General features: G+C 49.2%; 19 protein-coding genes and 1 pseudogene. 4 read left to right on the forward strand and 16 right to left on the reverse strand.

Going from position 1 to position 19,495, the window contains the following annotated elements:
• Nucleotides 1–730, forward strand: a pseudogene (locus tag HMPREF3168_RS10595) (amino acid permease); the annotation flags it as partial.
• 112 nt (nucleotides 731–842) lie between these two features.
• Here HMPREF3168_RS10595 and HMPREF3168_RS02865 read toward each other — a convergent pair.
• The 11 genes from HMPREF3168_RS02865 to HMPREF3168_RS10440 form a co-directional block, all read right to left on the reverse strand.
• Nucleotides 843–1,514, reverse strand: coding sequence for a DUF4867 family protein (locus tag HMPREF3168_RS02865; protein WP_003612519.1), 672 nt, complete (start codon nucleotides 1,512–1,514; stop codon nucleotides 843–845).
• Entirely contained in the window at nucleotides 1,507–2,082 is a 576-nt protein-coding gene (gene lacB, locus HMPREF3168_RS02870; RefSeq protein WP_003612546.1) for a galactose-6-phosphate isomerase subunit LacB, read from the reverse strand. The genes HMPREF3168_RS02865 and lacB overlap by 8 nt, the downstream gene beginning before the upstream one ends.
• Before the next feature lie 19 nt (nucleotides 2,083–2,101).
• The gene (lacA, locus tag HMPREF3168_RS02875; protein WP_003612530.1) at nucleotides 2,102–2,530 is read right to left on the reverse strand and encodes a galactose-6-phosphate isomerase subunit LacA; all 429 of its coding nucleotides are present in this window, start codon (nucleotides 2,528–2,530) and stop codon (nucleotides 2,102–2,104) included.
• An 18-nt stretch (nucleotides 2,531–2,548) separates the two neighbouring features.
• A complete protein-coding gene (locus HMPREF3168_RS02880; protein ID WP_070488399.1) occupies nucleotides 2,549–3,316 on the reverse strand; it encodes a DeoR/GlpR family DNA-binding transcription regulator in 768 nt (255 codons plus the stop codon).
• A 243-nt stretch (nucleotides 3,317–3,559) separates the two neighbouring features.
• Nucleotides 3,560–4,432, reverse strand: coding sequence for an aldose 1-epimerase family protein (locus tag HMPREF3168_RS02885; protein WP_013440044.1), 873 nt, complete (start codon nucleotides 4,430–4,432; stop codon nucleotides 3,560–3,562).
• Between the two features lie 12 nt (nucleotides 4,433–4,444).
• A complete protein-coding gene (locus HMPREF3168_RS02890) occupies nucleotides 4,445–5,377 on the reverse strand; it encodes a hexose kinase (RefSeq protein ID WP_070488401.1) in 933 nt (310 codons plus the stop codon).
• Between the two features lie 358 nt (nucleotides 5,378–5,735).
• Nucleotides 5,736–6,728: a tagatose 1,6-diphosphate aldolase gene (locus HMPREF3168_RS02895; protein ID WP_070488404.1), complete on the reverse strand. Its 993-nt coding sequence runs from the start codon at nucleotides 6,726–6,728 to the stop codon at nucleotides 5,736–5,738.
• 57 nt (nucleotides 6,729–6,785) lie between these two features.
• Nucleotides 6,786–7,043: a hypothetical protein gene (locus HMPREF3168_RS02900; protein ID WP_003611279.1), complete on the reverse strand. Its 258-nt coding sequence runs from the start codon at nucleotides 7,041–7,043 to the stop codon at nucleotides 6,786–6,788.
• 44 nt (nucleotides 7,044–7,087) lie between these two features.
• Nucleotides 7,088–8,509, reverse strand: coding sequence for a PTS transporter subunit IIC (locus HMPREF3168_RS02905; RefSeq protein ID WP_070488406.1), 1,422 nt, complete (start codon nucleotides 8,507–8,509; stop codon nucleotides 7,088–7,090).
• A gap of 52 nt (nucleotides 8,510–8,561) precedes the next feature.
• The gene (locus tag HMPREF3168_RS10435; RefSeq protein ID WP_003611274.1) at nucleotides 8,562–8,876 is read right to left on the reverse strand and encodes a PTS sugar transporter subunit IIB; all 315 of its coding nucleotides are present in this window, start codon (nucleotides 8,874–8,876) and stop codon (nucleotides 8,562–8,564) included.
• Between the two features lie 21 nt (nucleotides 8,877–8,897).
• Nucleotides 8,898–9,386, reverse strand: a complete 489-nt coding sequence (locus HMPREF3168_RS10440) for a PTS sugar transporter subunit IIA (RefSeq protein WP_070488408.1) — start codon at nucleotides 9,384–9,386, stop codon at nucleotides 8,898–8,900.
• A 328-nt stretch (nucleotides 9,387–9,714) separates the two neighbouring features.
• Between HMPREF3168_RS10440 and HMPREF3168_RS02920 the strand changes: the two genes are divergently transcribed.
• Complete coding sequence (locus HMPREF3168_RS02920) at nucleotides 9,715–10,479, forward strand: DUF1129 family protein (RefSeq protein WP_070488410.1); 765 nt, start codon at nucleotides 9,715–9,717, stop codon at nucleotides 10,477–10,479.
• A 196-nt stretch (nucleotides 10,480–10,675) separates the two neighbouring features.
• Here the strand turns inward: HMPREF3168_RS02920 and lacG are convergent, their stop codons facing one another.
• From lacG to HMPREF3168_RS02945, 5 genes are all read right to left on the reverse strand, one after another.
• The gene (gene lacG / locus HMPREF3168_RS02925) at nucleotides 10,676–12,121 is read right to left on the reverse strand and encodes a 6-phospho-beta-galactosidase (protein ID WP_070488412.1); all 1,446 of its coding nucleotides are present in this window, start codon (nucleotides 12,119–12,121) and stop codon (nucleotides 10,676–10,678) included.
• 10 nt (nucleotides 12,122–12,131) lie between these two features.
• Nucleotides 12,132–13,829 (reverse strand): PTS lactose transporter subunit IIBC, encoded by a 1,698-nt coding sequence (locus HMPREF3168_RS02930; RefSeq protein WP_070488414.1) that lies wholly within the window; start codon nucleotides 13,827–13,829, stop codon nucleotides 12,132–12,134.
• 119 nt (nucleotides 13,830–13,948) lie between these two features.
• Nucleotides 13,949–14,812, reverse strand: a complete 864-nt coding sequence (locus HMPREF3168_RS02935; protein WP_035162429.1) for a PRD domain-containing protein — start codon at nucleotides 14,810–14,812, stop codon at nucleotides 13,949–13,951.
• A gap of 260 nt (nucleotides 14,813–15,072) precedes the next feature.
• Nucleotides 15,073–15,426, reverse strand: a complete 354-nt coding sequence (locus tag HMPREF3168_RS02940; protein ID WP_003611288.1) for a PTS lactose/cellobiose transporter subunit IIA — start codon at nucleotides 15,424–15,426, stop codon at nucleotides 15,073–15,075.
• Between the two features lie 268 nt (nucleotides 15,427–15,694).
• On the reverse strand, nucleotides 15,695–16,708 hold the full coding sequence (locus tag HMPREF3168_RS02945; RefSeq protein WP_070488416.1) for an aldose epimerase family protein: 1,014 nt from the start codon (nucleotides 16,706–16,708) through the stop codon (nucleotides 15,695–15,697).
• Nucleotides 16,709–16,807: 99 nt separating this feature from the next.
• Here HMPREF3168_RS02945 and HMPREF3168_RS02950 point away from each other — a divergent pair, with 99 nt between their 5' ends.
• Together HMPREF3168_RS02950 and HMPREF3168_RS02955 are read left to right on the forward strand one after the other, a co-directional pair.
• Nucleotides 16,808–17,974: a galactokinase gene (locus tag HMPREF3168_RS02950; RefSeq protein WP_035165178.1), complete on the forward strand. Its 1,167-nt coding sequence runs from the start codon at nucleotides 16,808–16,810 to the stop codon at nucleotides 17,972–17,974.
• 24 nt (nucleotides 17,975–17,998) lie between these two features.
• A complete protein-coding gene (locus HMPREF3168_RS02955) occupies nucleotides 17,999–19,465 on the forward strand; it encodes a UDP-glucose--hexose-1-phosphate uridylyltransferase (protein ID WP_070488418.1) in 1,467 nt (488 codons plus the stop codon).
• Nucleotides 19,466–19,495: the final 30 nt, after the last annotated feature.

Below are 19,495 nucleotides of genomic sequence, written 5' to 3' on the forward strand. Positions count from 1 at the left end.
CTTCTCCTTTGCCGGGATTGAATTCGTGACGATTACCATTGGCGAGGCCAAGAACCCGAAGAAGGTCATCAAGAAGGCCGTCAACGAAACCCTGCTCCGGGTCCTTCTTTTCTACATCGCTACTTTAGCCGTAATCATGTGCGTCATCCCTTGGGGAAAAATTACCAGCGGGACAAGTCCTTTCGTCCAGGTCTTCAAGATCGCCGGCTTTAATGCTGTTGCTTCAGTCTTCAACTTCGTCGTATTGACCGCTGCGGCTTCTTCTCTTAACTCCGGGATCTTTTCAGCTGGCCGCCACTTCTTCCAGTTGGCTGAAGAAGCGCCTAAGGATTCCTTTTTGAAAAAGCACTTCGCCAAGATTTCCGCAAATGGCGTGCCAGCCGCGGGGATCGTGATCTCCGTTGCCTTAATGCTGATCGCGCCAATCATGAGCTTCTCCAGCACGGCTATTGAAGTTTTTGGCACGGTGGCCGGGGCAACGAGTGACATGTACATCCTGGTTTATGTTCTGGCCCTCTTGGCCCACCGCAAGTACCGGGAATCCAGCGATTTCATAGCTGCCGGCTTCAAGATGCCTTTTTACAAGCTCTCCAGTCCTTTGACCATCGCCTTCTTCCTGGTCATCTTCTTCAGCCTCTTCTTTATTCCGGCTGATGTCTTCGGGGCAAGTCTGGCCGCCAGCTGGGCCCTCCTCTTTGGGGGCTGGTGCTGGCTCAGCGAAAAGCATTGAAGTGCCCATCCGAGTTTAAGCAATTAAAGTTAAACAAGCTAAAAAGCGTTGACAGATTTTTCTGTCAACGCCTTTTTAGTTTAGGTTTTGCAATTATGTATTTATCTGCTCATTAATCAAGCGGCCGGGTAGTGAGCAAGTCCCCAGTCAAGGCAACTTGGTAGCCTTGGGCGATCTTGTCCGTCCGGGACGGGTGAACCACTTGGAACTTCCCCTGCTTGACAACCCGCGGATTGTCACTCTTAAAGCCATCTGGCAATGGCAGGTTGGTTCCCTGCAGGACAACGACGATCACTTTATAGCCTGCGTTAGTAATCTGGATCGGCGCGTAATGGAGAGTCGTATTGTAAAGTTCAACAACCGAGCCCTTTGGTACATAGAAGAGCTGGCCGTCTTTTTGCGGGTCAATTTGGCCCCTTTGATCCAGAATCTGCCGCTTGCCTAAAACCATCAGAACATCATCAAGCATGATGTTCAATTCTGAGCACTGGTGGTATTCAAAAGCGGAAAAGTCATCCGTGTGGCCGATCGTGGCCCCGGCGTCAACTGGCATCCCCGCGAAAACATCCCGGCCGATCCGCTGGATCGTTTCCGTCTTTTCCAAGGCCGGAATCTTCTGCAGGTAGCTTGATCCCTTAGCGGGCATTTCAACCCGGGCCATTACCTGTTCAATTTCTTCCAGGGGATAGTCATACTTGACCCCATACTGGGCAAAGGCCGGGTCGGAGATTTCCAGGATGGTCAAATCCGGGTTGGCCTGGCGGAAGGCTTCCAGCTTAGTCATGGTAGACACCTTGTGCCCACTTCTTGTTTTCTTCGTCAAAGAAGTGTTCATTGTCCTTTTGATCTGGGTTTGGCTTGGCAATGTGGTCGATCTTGTCGATCAGCTTCTTGTTTTCTTCACTTGGCTTGTATTCAGCATTCAAGTAGCCGTCAACGATGTCAAAAATGAAATCCCGGCCCAAAACGATGCCGCCAAAGCCCAAAACATTAGCGTTCAGTTCTTCTCTGGCGTAAATGGCCTGGGTAACGTCACCGACCATGGCTGCCCGGATCCCTTCATTCTTGTCAGCGGCAGTTGAGATGCCGATCCCAGTCCCGCAAAGGACGATCCCCAGGTCTGCCCGGCCGTCAGCAACAGCTTCAGCCACCCGCTTGCCGTACATTGGGTAGTGGGTCCGGTAGTTGTCGTAAGTCCCCATGTCCAGGACTTGGTAGCCTTCGTCCTTCAAGTGGTCGGAAATGAGCATCTTGGTTGCAGTAACAATGTGGTCATTACCTAAAGCGATAACCGTGTGCTTGTCAATTTTTGGATCAACGTATTCTGGTTGTGGACGATCATTATCTAACATTTTTTGAAGCCTCCGTTAACTAAATCATCTTTTCAAGCATGTCCAAACGAACTTGGTGACGCCCTGCGGCGTATTCAGTATCCAAGTATCTTTGCACGATCGTGTTGGCCAGGTCTGGCCCCACTACCCCGCTGCCCAAAGCAATAGCCTTGGCACCGTTGTGCATCGCGGTCATGTGCGCGGTCCGTTCTTCGTTAACGTTGGCGGTGACCATCCCCTTGACCTTGTTTGAGGCCATGGCTGAGCCTACGCCGTAGCGGTCAAACATGACGGCCTTCTTGATGCCGTTGTCCAAAACTTCGTGGGTCACCTTCAGGCTTGATTCCACAAAGTCTTCCGCTGGTTCTGGAGTAACATCCAGGACTTCATAATCATGCTTTTGAAGGTAGTCCTTGACTGATTCCTTCAAGTTAAATCCGTCTTTGTCGCTACCGATAACAACTTTCATTATTATGCTTCCTTTCGTTTATTCCTCGATGCGCGTTCGTATCGATGTATATTGACGATAATATTCCAACACGTCAGGAGAAATCTGTTCATTGGTAACCAGTTCGTCGATATCGTACAGGCTGTAGAACTGGTAAAAGTCCCGGTGATTGAACTTGTACATGTCAGCCACCAAGATCCGCTTTTGCGAATTGTTAAGGCCAATGCTCTGCGTTTGTCCTTCTTCAATATCCGCTGTCAAAAGGGCAGCATCACTAATCCCATTGACACCAACAAAGGCCTTGTCGTAATTCATCGAATCCAGCTCATTGTTGGGAAGCGCACCATAGAAGCTGCCGCTGACCCGGCGATAGGAGCCGCCGACCAAAACCAGTTTGTAATTGCGCGGATTGCTGCGTGCCATTTCAAAAATCGGCAGTGAATTGGTCACGATTCGCAGATTCTCCTGATTTAAGCAAGCGACCATAAATTCCAGCGTGGTTCCCGGGCCGACATAGATGGTTTCATTGTCATTAACCAGACTTGCCGCCACTTTGGCAATTTCCTGCTTCTCCTGGATGTGGATTTCTCTTTTCTCCTGGAAATTCTGCTCGATCTGGTTCTGGGATGAAATAGCCTGGACCCCGCCGTGCAGGCGGATGACCTTGCCGGACTTGGACAATTCATCCAGATCCCGCCGGATGGTCATTTCTGAGACATTCAATGCCTTTGCCAGATCAGCAACTGAAACATAACCTTGCTTGGTAACCGCGATCATTATTTGATCAAGACGTTCTCTCTTTAACATTCTCCACCTCTTGATCACCTTTGTTTATTTATGTTCGCTTACAAACATAATATAACATCGGTGAACACCTTTTTCAATACTTTTAAACAATATTTTTTACCCTTTTTGGGGTATTTCTTGAGTTTTACGCTAATAGGCAAAACTATCTTGTTTAATTGTAAACCAGGCAAGGCAAAAAACTGACACTTTTTGATAATTTCGCACAAAAAATTGTCAGTTCTACCAAGAAATTATTCAAAATGATTAATCAAAAGTCAATGTGGTCGTGATCTGGTTGTACATCTCTGGGAAGAGCCACTGCTCCCCATCCTTTTCGCTCAGTTCAACCGGCCGGCCGTAGCGGTCAGGCAGGCCGCGGAAAGGCTCAACGCAGACGAAAGGCGCCTGCTTCTCTTCCGGGCTCCAGACGGCCAGGTAAGGGAAGTCACTGATGTCCAAAGTTACCGCGTGCTGGTGGCCGCTGGCCAGCTTAACGTGGCTGGCAGCGTCTGCCTTGTAGATCTTCAAGCCCTTGTCCAGCAGCGGCCAGCTCAAAGGCAGGCTGCCATCTTTAAGGGTAACTTTTTCTTCCTTACCGCTTCTGAAAGGAGCTGGATCAATCAGTAAAGAAGTCAGTTCGGTTTGCTTTGGGTCAAATTCCAGGCGGTAGTCGGCCAAGTCCCCTTCCAGGTTGAAGGCCGGGTGAAAGCCCAGGGAATAGTACATCTTCTTGTCGTTGAAGTTGTCGATCCGGTAGCGGACCAGCAAGTCCTTCCCCCGCAGCTGGTACTTGACCTTGAAGGCAAAGTCGTAAGGATAGACCTGCTTGGTTTCCGGACTTGATTCAAAGAGCAGGACGATCTGGTCACTCTCCAGGCTGACCAGCTTGAATTCATAGTCGCGCAAAAAGCCATGCTGCTTCATCGCGTATTTTTGGCCGTCCAGCAGGTAGGAATTATCATTTGACCGGCCGATAAAAGGAAACAGCAGCGGGGCGTGCCGGCCCCAGTAGCGGCTATCAGCCTGCCAGACGTATTCATAGCCGTCCTGCTTGCTCTTAATGCTCTGCAGTTCAGCGCCTAAAGAAGAAATCTTTACTTTCAGTTGCTCATTAGCGATTGCGTATTCCTTAGCCATTTTGCCTGCCTCCTAATATTTAGTGACCGTAACCTGCTTGTAGTATTCGTCAAATTGACTTGGGTCGATCCAGCCAGTCTTGGCCTGCATGGTGTTCAGCATCCCCGTCGTCATCCCCCAGCGCAGGACGTCTTCTGCCTTTTCCCCCCGGTCAATGGCTACCGCCATCCCGGCCAAGGTTGAGTCGCCAGAGCCAACTGGGCTGACCACCTTGATCTTCGGAATTCTGGCCTCATAGAAGTCCTGGCCGTGCTTGGCAAAGGCGCCCCGGGCTCCAAGGGAAACGACCACCCATTCAATATTGGCCAATTCTGGCCGGCTCAAGGCCGCCTTAAGAACATCCAGATCATCCAGGTCAATCTTTTGCCCTAAGAGCTGCTGCAATTCAGTTTCGTTTGGCTTGATCAGGTCCGGGCCAGCTGCCAGACCGGCTTCCAGGCTCTTGCCTGAGCTGTCCAAGAGGACTTTCTTGCCTGCCTGGTGGGTCAGCTCAATCAGCTTGGCGTAGTAGTCAGCTGAAAGACCAGCCGGCAAGGAACCGGAAATGGTAACCAGGCTGCTTGTCTTTAAGAGCTGCTTAAAGTGGTCCAGGAACTGGTCCCCATCAGCTTCCGTTAAGGTCGGGCCGGCTTCCAGAATTTCGGTCTGCTTGCCCCCGTCGTGCAAAATTGCGATGCAGCTCCGGGTTTCCTGGTTGATGTGCCAGAACTTGTAAGGCAATTCCAGCTTCTTGAGCTGGTCTTCGATATACTGGCCGAAGTAGCCGCCGGTAATCCCCGTGGCCAGGACTTCATGGTTTAACAGATTGATCACCTTGGAGACGTTGAGCCCCTTCCCGCCGGCTACCTTGCTGACCTGGCTGACCCGGTTGACGTCATCGATCTGTAGGTGGTCCAGAGGGTATGAAATGTCGATTGACGGATTCATTGTGATGGTTAGTATCATTTTTTCTTTTTCCTTTCTGCTTGTTTGCTTTCGCCTTTGTTTTCATTTGTTATTATCTTTGCAATGAAACCGTTTAAAGCTTTCCTAACAAACGAATTATAACAAAAGTCGACATAAATGAACACTTTTTTAGGAGGAATCTTGCAAAAAATCTGACAAAATAAACACGTGACAAAAGAAAACCGCGGATCTGCTCAAGATCCGCGGTTAGATGTGATGAAAGTGAATTTGTAAAGCGTCTATTTACTCAATGGTTAGAGGAAGAGAGTTTTCCATGGATTAACAACACAATGTTCTAATCTATATGGGAGTAATTGAGGAGTTGAGGAGTTGAATAATCAAAGTGGGAGAGTTCAGCTTATTCAACTTCCAGCTTGTCGCGCCATGACTTGGCGCCAGTCAAAGCCTTGTTCAGCTTTTCAATGTTTTCCTTGCCTTGAGTCCGCATCCATTCACGGCCGGCTTCTTCGCCTTCAGCCGCGAAGATCTTGATGGATGGCTTCCAAGTAGCCCGGCCGCAAAGCACGCCGTTGAACTTGGCGCCAGCTTCTTCAGCCAGCTTGATTTCAGCGATGAATTCTTCTGAAGTTACTCCGGCAGACAGGAAGATGTATGGGAGGTCAGTAGCGTCAGATTGTTCCTTGAACAATTTCTTAGCTTCTTCCCGGCTGTAAACGACTTCGTTATCACCGTTGAAGCCTTCAACATACTTGATGTTGAAAGGAATTTCTACCTTTAAGACAGTTACGCCATAGCGCGGCTTGGAGAATTCCTTTTCAGCTTCTATTACCTTGTGGGCCTTTACCCTGGCAAATTCCGGACTTTGGTTGTCGGCAATGTTAGCGTCATAAGTCAACAATTCCAGGAAGAATGGCAGGCCAACAGCCTTGGCTTCAGCACCAACCCGTTCGACAAAGGCGTGCTTCTTGTCATTGATGGCTTCGCCTTCGTCTGGGTCATAGTAGAGCAGGAACTTGATGGCGTCAGCGCCTTCTTCCTTGATCCGCAAACCAGATTGGTTTTCGATCAAGTCGCACATTCTGCCTGGTTCACTGGTGTCGTAGCCAGTCTTTTCATATGAAAGCAGGAGGCCGCAGTTCTTGTCCCGGACCTTGGTAGCTGGCAAACCGTATTCAGGGTCGGTCAAGATACCAGAAGCATACTTGGTCAGTTCTTCAGAAACTGCCTTCTTGTATTCAACGATGGTTTCTTCATCGGCTGGCTTGTTGGCAGCTTCCGCCAGCATTCTCTTCAAAGATCCTCTTTGGTCAATGGCCAAGGCGGAAATGACACCGTCAGCAGTTGACAGTTTTTCCAAGTGCTGTGCTACATCTGTAGTAATTTTAATCATTAAGACTTACCTCTATTTTCCTTTTTACTATTATCTTTCTTTTATTTATTACACGGACTACTTGCTTGAATCTTTTTTGTCTAAAGCATGTCCAGCCCAGTTGTAGTATTTCCGGCTGTAGCGGTTCTTCTTGTTGTCCCAGACCACGATCTTGTAAAGAGCGTAGGTCGTGCCGATCATAGCCGCCGCTTGAAAGACCCACAGCTTGGTCACGAGGCTGACGGCATTGATGATGATCACGAAGACGGTCCACATGAAGACCCGGTCGCGCCGGGCTTTTTCAGCAGCTGATACTGGTGAGTCAGACTTTTTCATAACAAAAACCTCCAAGCAAGTAATTATTTGCTAATTCTTCTTTACTAGTCCTTCTTTGCCTTAGCAGCAGCGTATTCAGCGTTGCGCTTCTTCATCTGCTTTGCGTACCACATAAAGAGCAGCAGGTAGGCAGCCAGAGCCAGGAGAGCGTAGACGATGAACATCCCCTGCTTGCTCCAAGCGTTACCAACCAGGTAGCCCAGGAACTTTTCAACAGGCCCTTCCATAGTCGTGTCGGAAACCAAGGTGTGGGCAGGAATTGCGGCACCAACTTGGTGGGCGACGTTAGTGACGAATGGTGCGACCAAGGTACCAGCCCACAGGAAGACAGGCAGTTCCAAAGCACCGATGATGATCATGCGGATGATCTTACCCCGGGTAACTACCAGCAAGGCAGGCGCGATACCCATACCGATGATCCCACCTAATGGCATCAGTCTGTTGCCTGGCAGAACCATGGCTTCAAGCATCATGATTGGGGCCAAAACGTTACATGCAGCCCAGATTTCTGACCTGCCGGCGATGAATGGCCAGTCCAAACCAATGTTGAAGGTCCGGCCTTCGAATTTCTTGGTAGCGAAAGTAGAGATACCTTGGGAAAGTGGTTCAACAGATGCAATGAACCAGGAACCGATGACTGAGAACAATTCAATGGAGGTACCGGCAGTGAATGACAGGGTGAACATGTTCTTCCAGCCTTCTTCAGTAGTGAAGTCGGTGCCGGCCAGCAAGGAAACAAAGACCCCAAGGTAAATACCGATAGCGAAGCGGCTGCCCCAGAAACCAATCTTTTCGTTCAACTTGGCTGAGTCGAAGTCAAACTTGTCCAGCCATGGGAAGATCTTGTCAAAGAGCTTGTCGAAGACCATAATGATTGGGTTCATCATGTAGTTCATGTGGGTCGTAGTCATTGGGTTGGAGTCAGGAGCGTCCAGCAAGTCATTGAAGGTTGGCTTCATCAAGTCAGAGTTGATGATCTTCAAAGTCCCAATGAAGAGAACCAGGATGGTTGACAGCCAAAGCGGAGCCCCGCAGTACATGCTGAAGAGGCCGACAAAGGCTGAGTGCCAAACGTCGAAGATGTCGACGTCCAGGGTATTGGTCTTGTTCCAGATCAGCATGACCACGTTCAAGATGATCAAAACCAACAAGTAGTACAGGGTGTAAGGTGAACCCCAGGTGATGGTAGCCAGAGGTGCCCAGCCCATGTCCAGGATGTCCATGTGGATCCCGGTGTGTTCAACGAATTGCTTCATTGGTACTTGGAAGGCTGTCGTCAGCATTGACATGACGTTGCTGATGGCCGTCAAGGCGATGGCCAGCTTCATACCACCTTCAAGCGCCTTGCTGAATTTGACTCTGAAACACAGGGCGATTACCGTCAAAACCACCAGCATGATGGTTGGCGCGCCCATGTCGATCAACGGTTTGAAAACCGCGTTCGCGAAGGAAATAATCGCATTCATTTCTTTTTGTCCTCCCGACAAAAATCGTTTACTCTTTTACTCTTCTGTTTTTTTATTCTGCTTCAATCTTCTTGCAGATCTTTTCCACTTCGTCGTAGACTGGCTGAGCCATGGCTGGAATCCGGTAAAGGATTGGACCAGCTTCAACGACTGGGATCTTTGGGGTGAAGGCCAGGTCGGTCTTGGCGATCGTCAAATATGCATCGTAGTCGTTCAGCAAGTCTTCGTTGACGTCCTTGATCATTACCGCGTCACACTTTACGTTATGGCCGCGTGCCTTCATTTCCGCTTCAACCGCGTCCTTGATTTGGTGGGATGAGTTAACCCCGGCACCGCATGCTGCCAAAAGCTTGATTTGTCTAGCCATAATTAATACCTCCTAATATCACTAAAAATGTTCAGTTAAAAATTCGTAAATCTCACTTGTAGATTTGGAACTGAAGAGTTGCTTCAGTTGCTCAACCGGCGTTGAGTTCAAAAAGTCCATGATTTGGGCCAGGATATTGGCCTGGCCTTCCGGGTCATTGTTCAAGATCATGAACAGGAACTTTACGTCTAATTCCTTGTCCGGTTCGATCATGTTGTGAAACTTAACCGGGTGGACCAGTTCGATTGGCACGATCATCCGCGTGTTCACGAACTCGCCTTCCGTGTGTGGAATAGCAACATTGGGCAGGTCCTTGGAAATCGGCGAAGTATCAATCCCGGTTGGGTATTGCTTTTCGCGCTCCAAGACATGCGCAATGAAGTCTCCTTTTACATAGCCCCGATCGAGTAGCTTTTGATAAACCTCACGAATCACGGCTTCCTTATCGGTCTCTTCGCTGATGAACACCGCGTCACTGGCGAACAAGTCATTCTTCGTCGCTGTCAACATCACAGCACTCCTTTCAAATCACAAATCAAACAACGAACTGATCTGAACACTCCGTGTTCTCTTTTGTTTGATTACACTGTTTATTATAGTTAAACGCTTCCAGTTGTGCAAGCGCTTTTTGTGTTTTTTTGTGTTTTTTGTTATTTTTTTCCAAAACACTATCAAATCAAGCTATCAGCAGATATACGTGGTCACTTTTTCTGTTTTTTTAGGGAACAGCAGGAGAAAAGAAACAAAAAAACAAAAAACATGGTTTTCTTTGTCATAATTGTGAGAAAGCGCTATATTAATTATTGGAAACAAACAGAAAAATGGGGGAAAAGCAAATATGGACGCACGCGCGAAAAATCAACTTTCGGCTAATCCGCGGCAGGACCGCTTGCGCAGACGGGCAGAAGAAACAAACAAATATGAACAGTTAAAAAGATTGCCAGCTGACCAGCTGACAGGCAAGCTGACCAAGAAGAACCAAAACTACCTGGCCAGCCTCAAACAGGCGCTAAAGAGTGAAGGTGGGCTTGATCAAACAGAGGCGGAAGATTTAACTGCTCCCCTTTTGGCCAAGATCATCATTGCCCAGGAAGAAGGACAGACCGCCCGCCGGCTCTTTGGCCTGGCTCCGACAGACCTGGCCCGGCAATTGCTGCAGCCGAAAGTAGAGAAAAAGGCAGAAAGCAAGTGGCCTTACTTCTCGGTCGTCTGCCTGGCCTTTCTAGCCATGTTCAGCATCCTGGCCGGCGTCTATGAGTCAATCGCAAGAGGCCAGCTGGACCCACGCAGACAGATCGGCTGGCTGACAGTTTTAGCCCTTGCCCTCTTCATGGGCTGGGTCGTCGCCCTTTATAAAGACCTGGTTAAAGCCGGAATCAAGCGCAGTCACCTGCAGCTCTGGTCAATCATGAGTCTGATCATGACCGGCGCGCTTATCTGGCTCTTGCGCTTGCCGGTTATACGAAACGTCAACCCTGCCCTGCCAGCTCCGGTATGCTTCATTATTGCTGCTGGGGCAATCGTCATCTTGGTCTTTTTGATGCGGCATTTCAAGATCAGCCATATCTTTTTTGAAGAAAGAAGAAAGCAAGCTAAGCAGTAATTAGCTCCCAAATATTTTTGGAACAAGAAAAGGCACTGAGCAAACGCTCAGCGCCTTTTAAGTTTGGTAAGCAGAAAAGATAAATGGCTGCCAGTAAAGGTCTTAGGAAGTTTTTGGAAAGAAAATATAGAAATAGTAGAAATCAATTGAATGCGTACGAAGTGTGAGAAGCAAGCCCTTACTGGCTTGGCAGATCCTAATAAGTCCAGCCCTTTACCTCTTCATCGGTGGAAATCTGCTTGCTGTCCGCCAAGCCGCGGTACCAGTAGGCACTTTGCTTTGGATACCGGGCCTGGCTGGCAAAGTCGACGTAGAAGAGGCCGTAGCGCTTGGAATAGCCATTGGTCCAAGAGAATTGGTCTTGCAGAGACCAGACGAAATAACCTTTAACGGGGATGCCGTCACTGATTGCCTTGGCCACTTCCAATATATGCGCCTGCAGGTACTTGATACGCGGCGCGTCATCGATGGCCTTGTCCGGCCCCAGGAACTTGTCCTTGTAGCCCATCCCGTTTTCAGTGATGTAGATTTCCTTAACGCCAGGATAGTCGTCATGCACCCGCTTGAGCTGGTCATACATCCCTTTTGGATAAATGATCCAGTCCCAGTCGGTGGCCGGCATCCCTTCCGGGTGGACTTCTTCGCCCACTCCGTTCATCTTATTGACGTCAGTCCCTTTTTCACCGCTGCCGTTGTGGTGTATGATGTTTTCCCCATGATACTCCTTCATGAACTTGCTGAAGTAGTAGTTTACGCCGACAAAGTCCAGCTTTTGGGCAGCCTGGGCCAGAATTTCCTCATCTTCGGCCTTGATCTCAATCATTTCCTGGCCATTGGCCTCAATGATTTCCCGGACCAGGTCCAAAGTCTTCTTTGAGTACTTGCCTGCTAAAGTCCCGTCAAGGTAGAAGCGGTTTTCAAAGGCATCCTTGAGTTCAGCGGCATGCTGGTCGCCGGCGCTGCTGCTGGCCGGGTAAACAGTCTGCAGGGCATGCACGATCCCGATTTTGCCAGGATATCCGCCGGCTTTATAGGCGTTCACGATTCTGGCGTGAACCAAGTTTTGATTGTATTCTGCCTGGAAGCACTTGGCAAACTCATTAACCCGGGCTGGCGGGAAAGTCCCGGAAACATACTGCTGACCAGCCATGGAAGTCGGTTCATTGATGGTGATCCAGTACTTCACTTCTGGAAATTCCTTAAAGCAGTACTTGGCATAGGCAAGGAAGGCATCCAGCATCTCGCTAGACAACCAGCCGCCCTTGTCTTCCAGAGCTTGCGGCGTATCAAAGTGGTGCAGAGTCACAAAAGGTTCTACCCCGTTTTCACGGCACTTTTTAAACAGGGCATGGTAGTACTTGACCCCGCGCTCTTCCAGCCGGCCGGTTCCCTCCGGAAAAATCCGGGCCCAGTCAATGGACACGCGGATGGCATTAATGTGGAACTTTTTGCACAGGTCAAGGTCAACCGGATATCTGTGGTAAAAGTCAGCAGCCGGATCCGGGTTGATCGTTCCCTGCTCACGCAGGTACTTGTCCCAGATCACTTCCCCTTTGCCATCTTCCTTGGTGGCCCCTTCTACCTGGTAGGCAGCCGTGGCGCCGCCAAAATAAAAGTCTTCTGGTAGCTTGTAAACAGTCATTTTTATCCTCCTAATCCTTAAGGGAGTTGACCACGAAGTTCAAGGCCAAGTCCTTCTTTTGCGTCAATTCGATATATTGCCGGCCAGTAGTCGTCACTAATTTAGCACCAACCTTGTCGGCAACTTCCTGCAGGTTATCTCGCATGGAGTCCATTTGCGGAGCAAGGACAATTAAGTCCATGTCGTCGATCACGTCCATGTGCTGGCCGTATGCTCTGGCCACAGCGTGCAACGGCAGGTCTTTTTCCTTGGCCAGCTTGTTTAAGGCCTTGGCCAAAATACCTGAGGTACCACCACCGGCACAAATAACCATGACATTGGTGTCTTCAGTCAAAACGTCCTTGGCAGCGGCCTTTGGAGCTTCCTTGACTGAACTTGCGGCAACTGGTGCGGCTTCTTTTTCTGCCTTGGCGGCTTCAGCCTTTTCTGCCTTTTCAGCAGCTTCTTCCTGGGCCAGGATGTCATTGTCGTATACCTGGAAGAATGGGTACCAAATCAAGACGTCGACCGCGAGGGCGAGCAAAACGTAGACAAAGGACAAAGGTGCAAAGCCAGTACCGACAACGATCCCGATTGGGGCTGGAACAGTCCATGGCAGGGTGGCGATGAAGGAGTTCATCTTCAAAACGTCAACGAAGAACTTGAACATCATAACGTTGACCATTGGCGTTACAACAAATGGCAGGAAGAAGATCGGGTTCATGATGACCGGCGCACCAAACAGAATTGGTTCATTAACTCCGAAAGTAACCGGAATTACTGATGCCTTGCCAACTGCCTTGTTCTGGGCAGACTTGGACATCAAGAGGAATATATAGGCCAAAACGAGGGTTGACCCGGTACCACCCATGTTCATGACATAGTCCTGGGTGTTGACGGCCAAAACGTGTGAGGCGTGCATCCCTGCATGCACCAGGGAAGTGTTCAGGCCAACGTTAGTAGTTTCAATGGCAGAAACGGCCGGCATAACGATTGATGGCCCCTGAATGCCGACAAACCAGAAGAAGGCCATGGCGCCGGCGATTAAAGACAGGCCAAGGTAGGAGTCACTGGCGTGGAAGAGCGGTGACATGAGGTTAACAATGCATTGGGACAGGTTGGCATGGAAGGCCGTCTGCAAGACCAGGTTCAAGACCCAGAAGATAATAACTGAGAACAGCATTGGGAAGATGTCCGTGAAAGTCTGGGCAATGTTTTGCGGGACTTGGTCCGGCATGGTGATCCGGACATTGTGGGTAATGCAGAACTTGTAGATGTTTGGAACGATGCAGCCAACCAGGTATGAGGCAACCAGGCCCTGGGTACCCATGTAGGACAGGTCGATCCCGGTCTTAGGGTTGACCACGATGGCAATGATGATGAAGCAGATTTCCGCTGCCATGATGACAGACATTGAGTTGATCTGCGTGGTCTTTGGGAGCTTAACGTTCAAGCTGTCCGTCAAATTCTTGGCACAGGTCGCGGTCACAAACAAAGACAAGAGACCCATGGAGTAGTTGTATGGGACAACCAGGGCATTAGCTACGGCCGTTGGCCAGTAAAAGCCCCAGGCATTTGGAACATAAGCGATCAAACTAAAAATACTTGAGAACAAAATGATTGGCATGGCCGCGATAAAGCCATCACGAATCGCTGACACATACTTGTTGGCAGCAAACTTCTCAAAAGCAGGCTTCATTTTGTTCATTCTTGCTTCTAAAGCGTGCATTTTTTTCTCCTTTACACTTTTTTACTAACTACACACGATTAATCACACAGCACATAATTATTATCTTTTTTCTCGCCCCCGCCTCTTTTCATGGGTCTGTTAAGATACTCTTGCTTTCTTTACTTTTGCTTTTTTCTGTCAAGGAGCCTGGCAATGTGGATTACCAGGTAGAGCCGTTCTAATTTGGGAATTTTGACCCCCAGCTCGTAGTCTATGCGGCCGGCAATTTTATTGACAATCTGCTCAGCTTCTGGAAAGTCATTGCCGATGCTGGCCAGACTGCTGGCAGAAATCTGGACTTCCTGCTCTTGCCGGTCCTTGCGCAAACGGCGGGCGAAATACTTGACATGGGTCAGAAGGCGACCGTAATCATCCAAATTGTCATTGTTCCGGACAATGCCGTTTTTTCTGAGGATGTCATTGATGATATTCACTAACTGGTCGTCCAGACTGTCAATCGGCGCGGCTTGGGAAACCCGGTCGCCGTGGGCATTAATGACATGCAGGGCAATACTGTTGCGTTCACTTAAAGGAAAATCAACCCGCAAGCGTTCCCTAAAGCCAGTTAAAAAGTCGTCAGCAATCTTATAGGCTTCAGGATACTTGTCAGAAAGATCCGGCAAGCTGTAGTTAGCCCTGTATCTACCCTCTTCAAGCCGCTGATAGGCTGAATAAAGGTGGAGGGTTAGGGTTACGTACAGGTAGCTTTCCACCGCAAAATTATATTTTTTCTGGCTCTGCTCGATCAGCGAATAGCTGACCGCGACAAAGTCTGCCGGCACGTCCTCAAGCAAAGTCGTCAAATCATCGACAGTATGCTTGTCCCGCAGCATAAAAGTGGATACTACTTTCTCCTTTTCGACCACATCCCCTTTTTTCTTGCCAAACGCTAAACCATTGCCCATTACAATTGCCGGTTTTCCGTCATGGCCATTAACAACCGCAACATTATTGTTCAAAACCTGTACGATCTTCAAGAGCATTTCCTCCTTAAACTTTCTCAGCAGATCTCCATTCCAGTTGCCTAGCATTGAAAACAGCTCTTCCGCCCATTTGGGCAAAAAAAGCCGCATCTATAGTCCATCCGATTCATTCAACAACGAGAATAGAGAAACTAAGTGCGGTTTTGCCTAATTTAATAGTAACAATCCATATTCAGTTATAAGTTTTTGCGTGCGATGGTTATTCTAATATAATCGAACACTATGTGCAAGCGCTTTTTTGAGATAGTTTCGTCCAAATTCTAGTCGGTGATCTTGCCTTCCAGCTGGTTGACCCGGTCATACAAGTCGATGATGGTCTTCATCTGATCCTTCAAAAGCATGGTCGTCATCAAGGTGTCCTGGCCATGAACCATGATAAAAGTAACGTCCAGATCCATCCCGCCGGCTTCTTTGCTCAGCAGCTTGGTCTGTTCATTGTGGGCATCGTTGATTGAAGCTTCTGCATCTTTGACCAGGTCTTTGGCCTTGGAAATATGGCCCTGGCTGGCTTCATCCATGGCCTTGAGCAGGGCCGTCCGCGCGTCGCCGGCATAAGCAACGATCGCAAAGCCGGTCATTGAAATTTCTTCTTTGCTGATAGTTTCTTCAGACATTTTTTACCTCTTTGTTTTTTATCCCGGACTGCTGGCAAAGAAAAAACGCACCCCAAGGCTCCTTTCACGGAGTCTGAAGCGCGGTTTTGCCTAATTTAATAGTAACAATCCACAATCAGAATAATTTTCTTGCTGACGATCTTAATAGTAACACCATCTTTTATTTTTGTAAACCCTTTCAGTTGCGTTTTGTTGTTTTTTGTTTGTTTTATCCCTGAAAGTCCTTTTAAAATTCGTCAATATGCCGTAATACTCGTAGCTATTAATATTAAAATTTCCAGCTCACCTGCCGCTGCCAGCTCTTGCCTGGCTCAAGGGGATTTTCCCGCAAGTCATTGCCCGAAGCAGGCGCGTTCTGCGCCTCCAAGGTCAAGCCGCCATATTGCGGCAGGTCCTTGACCTGCTTTTCCCCCTTGCCAAAGCTGTTGACTGTATAAATGACGATTGCTGGCGCGTTCGTGCCCATCTTCATGGAAACCTTGCCATCGCTAGCCACAACTTTAGCAGCAGTCTTTTGCCCATTCAAGATAAAGGGGTGGTCAAGCCCCTTACGCAAGGCAATCTGTGCATCCCCGCTCTTTAAGGCGTCCTCCATGCTCTTGCCCATTCTGAAGTCAAAAGCCGTGCCTTCGACTGCCTCCATTCCGCCAACCGGCAGGCCGTCTTCCTTTACTGGCAGATAGTAGTCCGCGTCAAGGAAAAGCTTGGTCTGATCGATCTTGGTCCCCAGGTTGTCCAGGCAGAAGTAAGTATGGTTGGTCGGGTTAAAAATTGTCAACTTGTCTGAGTAGGCCGTCAAATCATACAAAAGTTCACCAGAATTATTCAAAGTGTAAGTTGCCTCCAGCTGCAGGTTGCCGGGAAAGCCATTATGACCATCTGGATCAAGCAAACTGAAGTGAACGGAGACAAAGTCTTCCCCCCGCTCTGTTCTGAAGGACCAAACCTGCTGGTCGGTCCCAAAGCCGCCGGGAATGTGATTTTTGCCATCGTTGATTGGCAATTGGAGGATATGGTCACCGTTCTTCCACTGCCCGCGCCAGACCCGGCCGGCAATCCGGCCAACCGTCCCGCCTAAGAAATTGCGCTCTTTGCTGTAGTCCTCGGCCTGCTTTAAAGAGAGGATGATATGGCGCTTTGCCCCATCTACCGGAACGGTCACGTCTTCCAAAGTTGCCCCATAGTTCAGGAGCTTGACGGACATGCCATGATCATTTTCCAAGGCAAACTCACAAAGGTCTCTCCCTTGGAGCCGGCCGTATTTCTTAAATGTTAGTCTCATATTTTTTGTTTACTTTTTGATCAGAGAATGTTTACTTTTTGTTTGAAAGCGGTTAAAATGTTAACTACAAACAAATTGTAACAAATAAGGACACAAAAAATGAACACTGAATTTTTAAAAAATAATTTTGAACAGATTTTTAAGCAAAAAGCAGCCGACCTCTTCTTCTCACCAGGCCGGATCAACATCATCGGTGAACACACCGACTACAACGGTGGCCACGTCTTTCCTTGTGCCATCAGCTTAGGGACCTATGCCGCTTACGGTCCCCGGGCAGATAAGAAAATTGCCGTCTGCTCCGGTAACATGGATGACGACCTGGTTATTTTCGAAATTGGCGACCGCGAGTTAGAAAATGACCCTGACCACAAGTGGATCAACTACTTCAAAGGCATGACCGCCTACGTACAAGAAGAGACAAGTGAAATTGACCATGGCTTCAACCTCTATGTTTGGGGCAACCTGCCCTATGGGGCCGGCCTGTCATCATCAGCCTCAATTGAAATGCTGGTTGGCCACGTTTTAACTGAAGAATACGGACTGGAAATCGATCCAGTCAAGCTGGTTCAGCTCGGCCAGAAGACCGAAAACGAATTTATCGGTCTCTCTTCCGGGATCATGGACCAGTTTGCCGTCAACATGTCCAAGAAAGACCAGGCTATCTTCCTTGACTGCGCTAGTTTGAAGTATGACTACCTGCCGCTGGATCTGGGTGACAGTGAAATCATCATCATGTCCACCAACAAGAAGCACAGCTTGGCCGATTCATCTTACAATGACCGCGTCCGTGAGTGCCAGGAGGCAACCAGAAGGCTGCAGGAAAAGCTCAGCATTGACCACTTGGGCGATATTGACGAGGAGACTTTTGACGACTACTCCTACTTGATCAATGACGAAACCCTGCTTAAGCGCGCCCGCCATGCCGTTTTTGAAAACCAAAGAACCATCAAGGCTACCAAGGCCATGCAAGACAAGGACTTAGACCGGCTGGGCCGCTTGATCAACGCCTCCCACGTTTCCCTGCACTTTGACTACGAGGTTACTGGCAAAGAACTGGACACCCTGGCGGAAAGTGCCTGGCAGCAAGAAGGCTGCCTTTGCGCCAGAATGATTGGCGGGGGCTTTGGCGGCAGCGCGATTGCTATCGTCAAAGAAGACCATGCCGAAGCATTCAAGGAAAAGGTCGGCAAGATCTACCAAGACACCATTGGTTATGCCGCCAGCTTCTACGAAGCCAAGATCGTTGACGGAACCCACAAGCTGTAAGAACTAAGGAGACAACAAGCAAAAATGCTGATTGAGAACTTCGTGCAAAAAATTATCGCTAATACTGATTACCAGGAAATGGACCGGGTCTACCTCTTCAACCGCCTGCAGGCCCTAGTCGGCGACGGAGACGTTGAGGAGCAGGCTTCCGGCGAAGACAGCTTGCTGCAACTGGTTGACCTGGCCGTTAAAAGAGGCAAGATTCCAGATGACGTGACCAGCCGGGAGATCCTGGCCGACCAGCTGGCCGATTTTTTAACCCCGGCCCCAAGCAAGGTCAACGGGCTTTTCTGGAACAAGTATGACCAAAGCCCAAAGGCAGCCACTGACTGGTTCTATGACCTCTCTACCCACAACAACTATGTCAAAAAGGCCGCGATTGCCAAGAACATCGTCTTCTCCGGCAAGAGCTCCTACGGCCACCCCTTGGAAATCACTATCAATCTCTCCAAGCCGGAAAAGGATCCCAAGGCTATTGCCGCCGCGGCCAAAAAGAAAGATACGGACTACCCGAAATGCGACCTCTGCCTGGAAAATGAAGGCTACCTGGGCGACTACGGGAAGAATGCCAGAAGCAATCTGCGGATCATCCGCATGAATATCGGCGGGGAAAAATGGGGGATGCAGTACTCCCCTTATGCCTACTTCAACGAGCACTGCATCTTTTTGGACCAAATCCATGAGCCAATGGTCATCAACCAGCAGACCCTGATCAACCTGCTGGAAATCGTTAAGACCTTCCCCCACTACATGGTCGGGTCAAATGCTGACCTGCCAATCGTCGGCGGCTCCCTTCTGTCCCATGAGCACTATCAGGGTGGCGGCCACCGCTTCCCGATGATGAACGCCCCGGTCAAAGAGAAGCTCACTTTTGCCGGCTACCCGCAGGTAAAAGGCGGCATCGTTGACTGGCCAATGAGCGACATCCGCTTGATCAGCCAGGATACTGAAGCCTTGATTGAACTGGGGACTAAGATTATCAAATCCTGGCAAAAGTACAGCGATCCCGGCCTGGGGATTGTGGCCGAAGACAAAACTGCCCGCCACCATACAGTTACGCCAATTGCCCATAAGGACGGGGATGAATACGTGCTAGAGCTGGTTCTGCGTGATAACAGCACTAGCAGCGACTACCCGCTGGGCATCTTCCACCCCCACCAGGATAAGTGGCACATCAAGAAGGAAAACATCGGCCTGATCGAAGTCATGGGCCGGGCCATCCTGCCTGGACGCCTAAAGGGCGAGCTGGGCGAGGTCAAGAAATACCTGCTTGGCCAGGACAACCAAATCGCTAAGATCCACCTGCCATGGGCTAAAAAATTGCAGGAAAAGCAGCCAGACATTAATGAAGAAAACGTTGACCAGCTCCTGCAGCAAGCCCTCCTGGACATTTTTGACCAGGTCCTGGCTGATGCCGGGGTCTACAAGAACGACGCAAAAGGTGAAGCTGGCTGGCAGAAGTTCCTCCAGCAGCTGGGCGCTAAAAATTAATACTTAAACTTCCCACACCAAAAATAACTA

The organism is Lactobacillus sp. HMSC08B12 (assembly GCF_001808415.1).
Classification (GTDB): Bacteria; Bacillota; Bacilli; order Lactobacillales; family Lactobacillaceae; genus Lactobacillus; species Lactobacillus delbrueckii.

Bases quoted from the DNA above. Each gene is read 5' to 3' on its own strand.
- HMPREF3168_RS02865 (WP_003612519.1), bottom strand. From the start codon at position 1,514: ATGACTAAGCTGGAAGCCTTCCGCCAGGCCAACCCGGATTTGACCATC.
- lacB (WP_003612546.1), bottom strand. From the start codon at position 2,082: ATGTTAGATAATGATCGTCCACAACCAGAATACGTTGATCCAAAAATT.
- lacA (WP_003612530.1), bottom strand. From the start codon at position 2,530: ATGAAAGTTGTTATCGGTAGCGACAAAGACGGATTTAACTTGAAGGAA.
- HMPREF3168_RS02880 (WP_070488399.1), bottom strand. From the start codon at position 3,316: ATGTTAAAGAGAGAACGTCTTGATCAAATAATGATCGCGGTTACCAAG.
- HMPREF3168_RS02885 (WP_013440044.1), bottom strand. From the start codon at position 4,432: ATGGCTAAGGAATACGCAATCGCTAATGAGCAACTGAAAGTAAAGATT.
- HMPREF3168_RS02890 (WP_070488401.1), bottom strand. From the start codon at position 5,377: ATGATACTAACCATCACAATGAATCCGTCAATCGACATTTCATACCCT.
- HMPREF3168_RS02895 (WP_070488404.1), bottom strand. From the start codon at position 6,728: ATGATTAAAATTACTACAGATGTAGCACAGCACTTGGAAAAACTGTCA.
- HMPREF3168_RS02900 (WP_003611279.1), bottom strand. From the start codon at position 7,043: ATGAAAAAGTCTGACTCACCAGTATCAGCTGCTGAAAAAGCCCGGCGC.
- HMPREF3168_RS02905 (WP_070488406.1), bottom strand. From the start codon at position 8,509: ATGAATGCGATTATTTCCTTCGCGAACGCGGTTTTCAAACCGTTGATC.
- HMPREF3168_RS10435 (WP_003611274.1), bottom strand. From the start codon at position 8,876: ATGGCTAGACAAATCAAGCTTTTGGCAGCATGCGGTGCCGGGGTTAAC.
- HMPREF3168_RS10440 (WP_070488408.1), bottom strand. From the start codon at position 9,386: ATGTTGACAGCGACGAAGAATGACTTGTTCGCCAGTGACGCGGTGTTC.
- HMPREF3168_RS02920 (WP_070488410.1), top strand. From the start codon at position 9,715: ATGGACGCACGCGCGAAAAATCAACTTTCGGCTAATCCGCGGCAGGAC.
- lacG (WP_070488412.1), bottom strand. From the start codon at position 12,121: ATGACTGTTTACAAGCTACCAGAAGACTTTTATTTTGGCGGCGCCACG.
- HMPREF3168_RS02930 (WP_070488414.1), bottom strand. From the start codon at position 13,829: ATGCACGCTTTAGAAGCAAGAATGAACAAAATGAAGCCTGCTTTTGAG.
- HMPREF3168_RS02935 (WP_035162429.1), bottom strand. From the start codon at position 14,812: ATGCTCTTGAAGATCGTACAGGTTTTGAACAATAATGTTGCGGTTGTT.
- HMPREF3168_RS02940 (WP_003611288.1), bottom strand. From the start codon at position 15,426: ATGTCTGAAGAAACTATCAGCAAAGAAGAAATTTCAATGACCGGCTTT.
- HMPREF3168_RS02945 (WP_070488416.1), bottom strand. From the start codon at position 16,708: ATGAGACTAACATTTAAGAAATACGGCCGGCTCCAAGGGAGAGACCTT.
- HMPREF3168_RS02950 (WP_035165178.1), top strand. From the start codon at position 16,808: ATGAACACTGAATTTTTAAAAAATAATTTTGAACAGATTTTTAAGCAA.
- HMPREF3168_RS02955 (WP_070488418.1), top strand. From the start codon at position 17,999: ATGCTGATTGAGAACTTCGTGCAAAAAATTATCGCTAATACTGATTAC.